We start from the raw sequence: 6,828 nt of genomic DNA, 5'->3' as shown, positions 1-6,828 counted from the left end.
ACTTGCTGGTCGCCCTCGACATCGGGACGTCGAAGGTGGTGGCTATCGTCGCCGAATTGAAAGGCGAAGGCCACTACGAGGTGATCGGGCTCGGCCAGAGCGACTCGAAGGGATTGAAGAAGGGCGTTGTCGTCAACATCGAGGCGACCGTCCAGTCAATTCAGCGCGCGCTCGAAGAAGCCGAACTGATGGCCGATTGCAAGATCACGAATGTATTCACCGGCATCGCCGGCAGCCACATTCGCAGCTTCAATTCGAGCGGAATGGTAGCCATCAAGGACAAGGAAGTCACGCAGACCGATGTGGCGCGCGTGATCGAAACGGCCAAGGCGATCAACATCCCGACCGATCAGCAGGTGCTGCATATCCTGACCCAGGAATTCATCATCGACGGGCAGGAAGATGTGCGCGAGCCGATCGGCATGAGCGGCATCCGGCTGGAAGTGAAGGTGCACATCGTGACGGGCGCGGTGAGCGCGGCGCAGAACATCGTGAAGTGCGTGCGTCGCTGCGGGCTGGAAGTGAACGACTTGATCTTGCAGCCGCTGGCTTCGTCGCTGGCCGTGTTGACGGAAGACGAGAAGGAACTCGGCGTCGTGCTGGTGGATATCGGTGGCGGCACGACGGATATCGCGATCTTCAGCGAAGGCGCGATCCGTCATACAGCGGTGATTCCTATCGCCGGGGATCAAATCACGAGCGACGTGGCCATGGCGCTGCGCACACCCACGCCCGATGCCGAAGATATCAAGGTGAGCTACGGGATCGCGAAGCAGGCGCTGGCTGATCCGGACGAAATGATCGAAGTGCCAGGACTTGGCGAGCGCGGTCCGCGCACGCTGTCGCGGCAGGCGCTGGCGGCTGTGGTCGAGCCGCGCGTTGAAGAACTGTTTTCGCTCGTGCAGCAGGTCGTGCGCGAGTCGGGCTACGAAGAATTGCTGAGCAGTGGCGTGGTGCTGACCGGTGGTGCATCGATGATGCCCGGCATGGTCGAACTCGGCGAAGACATCTTCCTGAAGCCGGTGCGTATCGGCGTGCCCGAATATGCGGGCGGTCTGGCAGATGTCGTTCGCAATCCGCGTTATTCCACCGCGATGGGTTTGCTCGTCGAAGGCCGTTCGCAACGCATGCGCGGCCGCAAGGTCGCCGTGCAGTCCGGATCGATGGGACAGGTTTTGGGACGCATGAAAGATTGGTTCCTGGGAAATTTCTGAACACTAAGAATTCGCGCTGGTGCCGGCGGCTGGCGCGCGACAAGAGGTTGCCCGATCTCTTGCCGAATAACGCCGATTTTCATTCTTGACGGAGGCAATATGGATTTCGAAATGCTGGAAACGGAAACCAACGGAACGATCATCAAGGTCGTTGGTGTTGGTGGTGCAGGCGGTAATGCAGTACAGCACATGATCAACCGCGGGGTCCAGGGCGTGGACTTCATCGTGATGAATACGGATGCGCAAGCGCTCGCGCGTTCGCGTGCCACTCAGGTGATCCAGTTGGGCAACACGGGTCTGGGAGCAGGCGCCAAGCCGGACATGGGCAAGGCCGCAGCGGAAGATGCGCGTGAGCGTATTGCCGATGCATTGCGCGGCGCGCACATGGTGTTCATCACCGCAGGCATGGGTGGCGGCACGGGTACGGGTGCAGCACCGGTTGTCGCTCAGATCGCTAAGGAAATGGGCATCTTGACGGTGGGCGTAGTCAGCAAGCCGTTCGAGTTTGAAGGCGGCCGCCGCATGCGCGTGGCTGAAGCGGGATCGCAGCAACTGGAGGATCACGTCGACTCGCTGATCGTCGTTCTGAACGACAAGCTGTTCGAGGTGATGGGCGATGACGCGGAAATGGACAAGTGCTTCCAGTGCGCTGACGACGTATTGAACAACGCTGTTGCCGGCATTGCGGAAATCATCAACGTCGACGGGCTGGTCAACGTCGACTTCGAAGACGTGAAGACGGTGATGGGCGAGCAAGGCAAGGCAATGATGGGCACGGCGACTGTTGCCGGTGTCGATCGTGCGCGTCTGGCTGCTGAACAAGCGGTCGCAAGCCCGCTGCTGGAAGGCGTGGACTTGTCGGGCGCGCGTGGCGTGCTGGTGAACATTACGTCGAGCCGTTCGCTGCGCTTGTCGGAAACGCGTGAAGTGATGAACACGATCAAGTCGTACGCAGCAGAAGACGCGACTGTGATCTTCGGCGCGGTGTATGACGACGCAATGGGCGATGCATTGCGCGTGACGGTGGTGGCAACGGGTCTCGGCCGTGCAGCGAAGAAGCAACAAGCTGCACCGATGACCTTGCTGCGTACCGGCACGGACAATGCGCCGATCGCGCACGCACAGCACAGCTACGCGCCGCAGCAATCGAACGGCACGGATTACGGCGCGCTGGACACGCCGGCTGTGTGGCGTTCGTCGCGTGAAACGGCGGCTTCGCACGTGCAAGCGCTGCAGGAAAAGGGCGTGGACACGTACGACATTCCGGCGTTCTTGCGCAAGCAAGCCGACTGATACTTTTGCCGGGGCGGCTGGTTTTTGTATTAAGTGCCCATAGGTAAAAGCGTCAGGCAAAGGTCGTGCTGTCTCAGGTTTCAGGCCGCGTCTTCTGGACGCTGGACTGTGGCTGAGTGACCGCCTCGATTGGGTTCATCATCGTCTATATTGGGATGAGATCGAACTGGGAGAGCGGGCGTGGCGCGACGACGTTGAATGCGTGACGTGTGATGAATCAAGCAGTAAATCGCTGGCGTGACCAGCACTGACTCAGTGAAAGGCCGATCCATGATCAAGACTGGTGAAACGCTGCCCGACGAACGCCTTTTCGAATTTATCGATGTGGCGACAGAGGGTTGCGCCGTGGGACCGAATGGTTTCTCGGTGCGCGAGCGGACGGCGGGCAAGCGCGTGGTGATCTTCGGATTGCCGGGCGCGTTCACGCCCACCTGTTCCGCCAGGCACGTGCCAGGTTTTATCGACAATGCAGAGAAGCTCGCTGCGGCGGGTATTGATGAAATCTGGTGTGTCTCCGTCAACGACGCGTTCGTGATGAACGCGTGGGGACGCGATCTTCAAACCTCGGGCAAGGTGAAGATGATTGCCGACGGCAGCGCACGTTTTACCCGAGCACTCGGCCTCGAGCAGGATTTGTCGGAGCGTGGCATGGGAATTCGCTCCCAGCGCTACGCCATGGTGGTCGATGACAGCGTGGTCAAGACGCTGAATGTCGAAGCACCCGGCAAGTTTGAAGTCAGCAGCGCTGAGAGCGTACTGGCGACGTTGAGTTGATGTTTGAAGCGATGTTGAGCTGAAGTCGCGCTCATTTCAGGGCGGAGATCGGTCCGAATAGCGGACCGAAGCGCGGGCGTCGTGTTGCATTCGTGCCACATAAAATGACGTCCAGGCCGTCTCTTGAAATACGCCGCAACAAAGTCTTAACAAAGCCGTAACGCGGTGCCGATGTCCGGGAATGCCTCCATTCCGGCCATCGGCCCAACCCTCTTGGTATTCGCGTCGCAGAGCATCTGGTGTGCCGAAATTACCCGGTAACTTGGAGAAACAAGTTGCAAGGCTCCTCCCGGGACGACGCGAAGCGATTAGAGTATACTCCGCGCTATTGAATACAAATTTACGATTGATTCTCTCAATCGAGAGTCACAATCGAAGCGAAAAAAATCATGTTGAAGCAGCGAACCATTAAAACCATCGTCAAAACCGTCGGGATCGGCCTGCATTCGGGCCGCAAGGTGGATTTGACGCTTCGGCCCGCGCCGGCCAATACCGGTATTGTTTTTGCGCGTATCGACCTGCCCGTGGCAGTGGACATTCCCGTGTCCGCCATGGCTATTGGCGACACGCGTCTCGCTTCGGTGTTGCAGAAAGACGGCGCGCGCGTGTCGACTATCGAGCACTTGATGTCGGCATGCGCGGGACTGGGTATCGACAATCTGTATGTCGATGTCACGGCTGAAGAAATTCCGATTATGGATGGCAGCGCTGCTTCGTTCGTGTTTCTGATTCAATCGGCGGGTATTGAAGAGCAGAACGCGGCAAAGAAATTTATCAAGGTGACGAAGCCGGTTGAAATCCGCGACGGCGATAAATTCGCGCGTCTCGATCCGTATTTCGGCTTCAAACTTAAGTTCACCATTGATTTCCGCCATCCGGCTGTTGATAAAACCGGTCAGGCGCTTGAAGTGGATTTCGCGAATACATCCTATGTTCGGGATATTGCCCGGGCACGAACGTTCGGTTTTGCACACGAAGTCGAAATGATGCGCGAACTCGGTTTGGCGCGGGGCGGCAGTATGGATAACGCCATCGTGCTCGACGAATACCGGATTCTGAATAACGACGGTTTGCGTTATGAAGACGAGTTTGTGAAGCACAAGATGCTGGACGCAATCGGCGACTTGTATGTGATCGGTCATCCGTTGCTGGCGTCGTATGCGGCATATAAAGGCGGCCACGCCTTGAATAACATGTTACTGCGTGAATTACTGGCGCACGAAGACGCGTATGAAATCGTCACGTTCGAAGATAAACAAGCGGCACCGCGCGGTTTCGCTTTCGACACCCAGACGGCGTTTGCGTAAAGTATTTAGTAAGTTATTTAATAAGCAAGAATGAAAATGAGCGGCTGCTTTCGAGCACCGCTCATTTTTTTTGTGTTTTCGCGTGATGACGCGCAGCCATTTTAGCGAGCGCTTCCTGAAGCGGCGACGGCTCCAGGGTTTCGGCGAGCGTTTGCAGCGCGTCGGCCCCGGCGGCGGACATCAGCGCTTGTTTGGGCGGCACCACCTCTTTCATCGCTTGCGGCCGGACGCGAATTTTCAGCGCATTGACCGCCCAGCCGCGCTGCTGCAAATCGACCAGTAGACGCGGTTCGATGTGCCGGAGGCGCGCAGCGAGTGCGTTATGGCCAGCGAAAAGGGCCAGTACACCATCTTTAATGAAACCCGGTTCCACATTGGAACCGAGATAATCGGGCAGGAGCGCCGCCAGATCGCGTTGCAACGCCGTTACCTGCTCGACACCGGCGCGCAGCGCGAGAAACTCGCTGGTGCGGCCGAGCACTTCCGTCAGCGCTTGCGGCTTGCGGGGATCGAAGCGTGGCGGGGGCCTTGAATTCGGCGGAAATCGGCTCATTTTTCAATCTGTGGGGCTAGCGGCGATGCGCTGATTGTAACGCTGCGCACCGTGCGACATGGCGGCGCGCTTGCCGCTTTGAAAGGCTCCGGCGTGCCGCCTGGCCGATGTACGACAAACGATGTGCACGCAAGCTCTATCGGGGGCGCGTGCTAAAATCCCCGATTCGATTTCACCCATGGACTTAAGCCGCCGAGGTTCCCCGAACTGGGACGCAGCCAGCGCGCTCTAAGCCGATACCGCGACGCAGACACTGATCCGATGACCACCGGTTTCCTCCAAAAGTTTTTTGGCAGTCGCAACCAGCGCCTAGTCAAGCAGTACCAAAAGACCGTTGCGGCGATCAATGCTTTCGAGCCGACGATCGAGCAGTACACGGACAAGCAACTGCGCGCGAAGACCGACGAGTTCCGGCAGCGCGTGGCGAGCGGCGAGTCCCTCGACCGGTTGCTGCCCGAAGCGTTCGCCGTGTGCCGCGAGGCCAGCAAACGCGTGCTGAAGATGCGTCACTTCGACGTCCAGCTGATCGGGGGCATGGTGCTGCACTACGGCAAGATCGCGGAAATGCGGACGGGCGAGGGCAAGACGCTCGTCGCCACGCTGGCCGCGTATCTGAACGCGTTGTCCGGGCGCGGCGTGCACGTGGTCACGGTGAACGATTACCTCGCGCAACGAGATGCCGAGTGGATGGGCAAGCTCTACAACTTCCTCGGGTTGTCGTGGGGCATCAACCTGTCGCAGATGGAACACGCGCAGAAGCAGGAAGCGTATGCCGCGGACATCACGTACGGCACGAACAACGAGTTCGGCTTCGACTACCTGCGTGACAACATGGTCTACGAGACCCACGCGCGCGTGCAGCGTCCGCTGAATTTCGCGGTGGTCGACGAAGTGGACTCGATTCTTATCGACGAAGCGCGTACGCCGCTCATCATTTCCGGCCAGGCTGAAGATCACACCGAACTCTACGTGCGCATGAACGCGCTGCCGCCGCTGCTCGAACAGCAGATCGGCGAAGAGAAGGCGGACGGCACGGGCGTCGAGAAAGTGGGCGACTATACGCTCGACGAAAAAGCACGGCAGGTTTTCCTCACCGAACAAGGTCACGAAAAGGCCGAGCGTCTGCTGGCCGAATGGGGTCTGATCGGTGAGGGCGAAAGCCTTTACGCGGCGCAAAACATCACGCTAATGCACCACGTGTACGCCGCGTTGCGCGCGCACACGCTGTTTTTCCGCGACCAGCATTACGTGGTTCAGGGCAACGAAGTTGTGATCGTCGACGAGTTCACCGGCCGCATGATGACCGGGCGACGCTGGTCGGACGGCCTGCATCAGGCCGTGGAAGCCAAGGAACACGTCAAGATCCAGAACGAGAACCAGACGCTTGCGTCCATCACGTTCCAGAACTTCTTCCGCATGTATTCGAAGCTGTCCGGCATGACCGGTACGGCGGATACCGAAGCGTACGAATTCAACGAGATCTACGGTCTGGAAACGGTCGTGATTCCGACGAACCGGCCGCCAAAGCGGATCGACAAGCAGGATCAGATCTACAAGACGGCGAAGGAACGCTACGACGCCGTGACGCGCGATATCCGCGAATGTGTCGAGCGTGGGCAGCCGGTGCTGGTCGGTACGACGTCCATCGAGGCGTCGGAGTTGCTGTCCGGCCTGCTCACGCAAGCGG

The 6,828-nt window shown here is 58.9% G+C and carries 6 protein-coding genes; 5 read left to right on the top strand and 1 reads right to left on the bottom strand.

Annotated elements, in window-relative coordinates:
* The first annotated feature begins 2 nt into the window (after positions 1–2).
* From ftsA to lpxC, 4 genes are all read left to right on the top strand, one after another.
* On the top strand, positions 3–1,214 hold the full coding sequence (gene ftsA, locus JWR14_RS07430; RefSeq protein ID WP_299703830.1) for a cell division protein FtsA: 1,212 nt from the start codon (positions 3–5) through the stop codon (positions 1,212–1,214).
* 99 nt (positions 1,215–1,313) lie between these two features.
* Positions 1,314–2,507 carry a cell division protein FtsZ gene (gene ftsZ / locus JWR14_RS07425; RefSeq protein ID WP_089162465.1) on the top strand — a complete coding sequence of 398 codons (1,194 nt, stop codon included), beginning with the start codon at positions 1,314–1,316 and terminating at the stop codon, positions 2,505–2,507.
* 270 nt (positions 2,508–2,777) lie between these two features.
* Entirely contained in the window at positions 2,778–3,281 is a 504-nt protein-coding gene (locus JWR14_RS07420; RefSeq protein ID WP_299703818.1) for a peroxiredoxin, read from the top strand.
* 389 nt (positions 3,282–3,670) lie between these two features.
* Positions 3,671–4,588: a UDP-3-O-acyl-N-acetylglucosamine deacetylase gene (lpxC, locus tag JWR14_RS07415; RefSeq protein ID WP_299703815.1), complete on the top strand. Its 918-nt coding sequence runs from the start codon at positions 3,671–3,673 to the stop codon at positions 4,586–4,588.
* 61 nt (positions 4,589–4,649) lie between these two features.
* Here the strand turns inward: lpxC and JWR14_RS07410 are convergent, their stop codons facing one another.
* Positions 4,650–5,141, bottom strand: a complete 492-nt coding sequence (locus JWR14_RS07410) for a DciA family protein (RefSeq protein WP_299703812.1) — start codon at positions 5,139–5,141, stop codon at positions 4,650–4,652.
* 261 nt (positions 5,142–5,402) lie between these two features.
* Here JWR14_RS07410 and JWR14_RS07405 point away from each other — a divergent pair.
* Positions 5,403–6,828, top strand: a 1,426-nt coding sequence (locus tag JWR14_RS07405) for a DEAD/DEAH box helicase (protein ID WP_366144511.1), incomplete at its 3' end; no start/stop codon positions are given.

It is taken from the genome of Caballeronia sp. (assembly GCF_028292365.1).
Taxonomy (GTDB): Bacteria; Pseudomonadota; Gammaproteobacteria; order Burkholderiales; family Burkholderiaceae; genus Caballeronia.
Note: the sequence above shows the minus strand (reverse complement) of the source record. Positions and strands in the feature narration are given on the sequence as shown.

What these genes read in the sequence shown, in the direction of transcription:
- ftsZ (WP_089162465.1), top strand. Translation starts at nt 1,314, where the DNA reads ATGGATTTCGAAATGCTGGAAACGGAAACCAACGGAACGATCATCAAG.
- JWR14_RS07420 (WP_299703818.1), top strand. Translation starts at nt 2,778, where the DNA reads ATGATCAAGACTGGTGAAACGCTGCCCGACGAACGCCTTTTCGAATTT.
- lpxC (WP_299703815.1), top strand. Translation starts at nt 3,671, where the DNA reads ATGTTGAAGCAGCGAACCATTAAAACCATCGTCAAAACCGTCGGGATC.
- JWR14_RS07410 (WP_299703812.1), bottom strand. Translation starts at nt 5,141, where the DNA reads ATGAGCCGATTTCCGCCGAATTCAAGGCCCCCGCCACGCTTCGATCCC.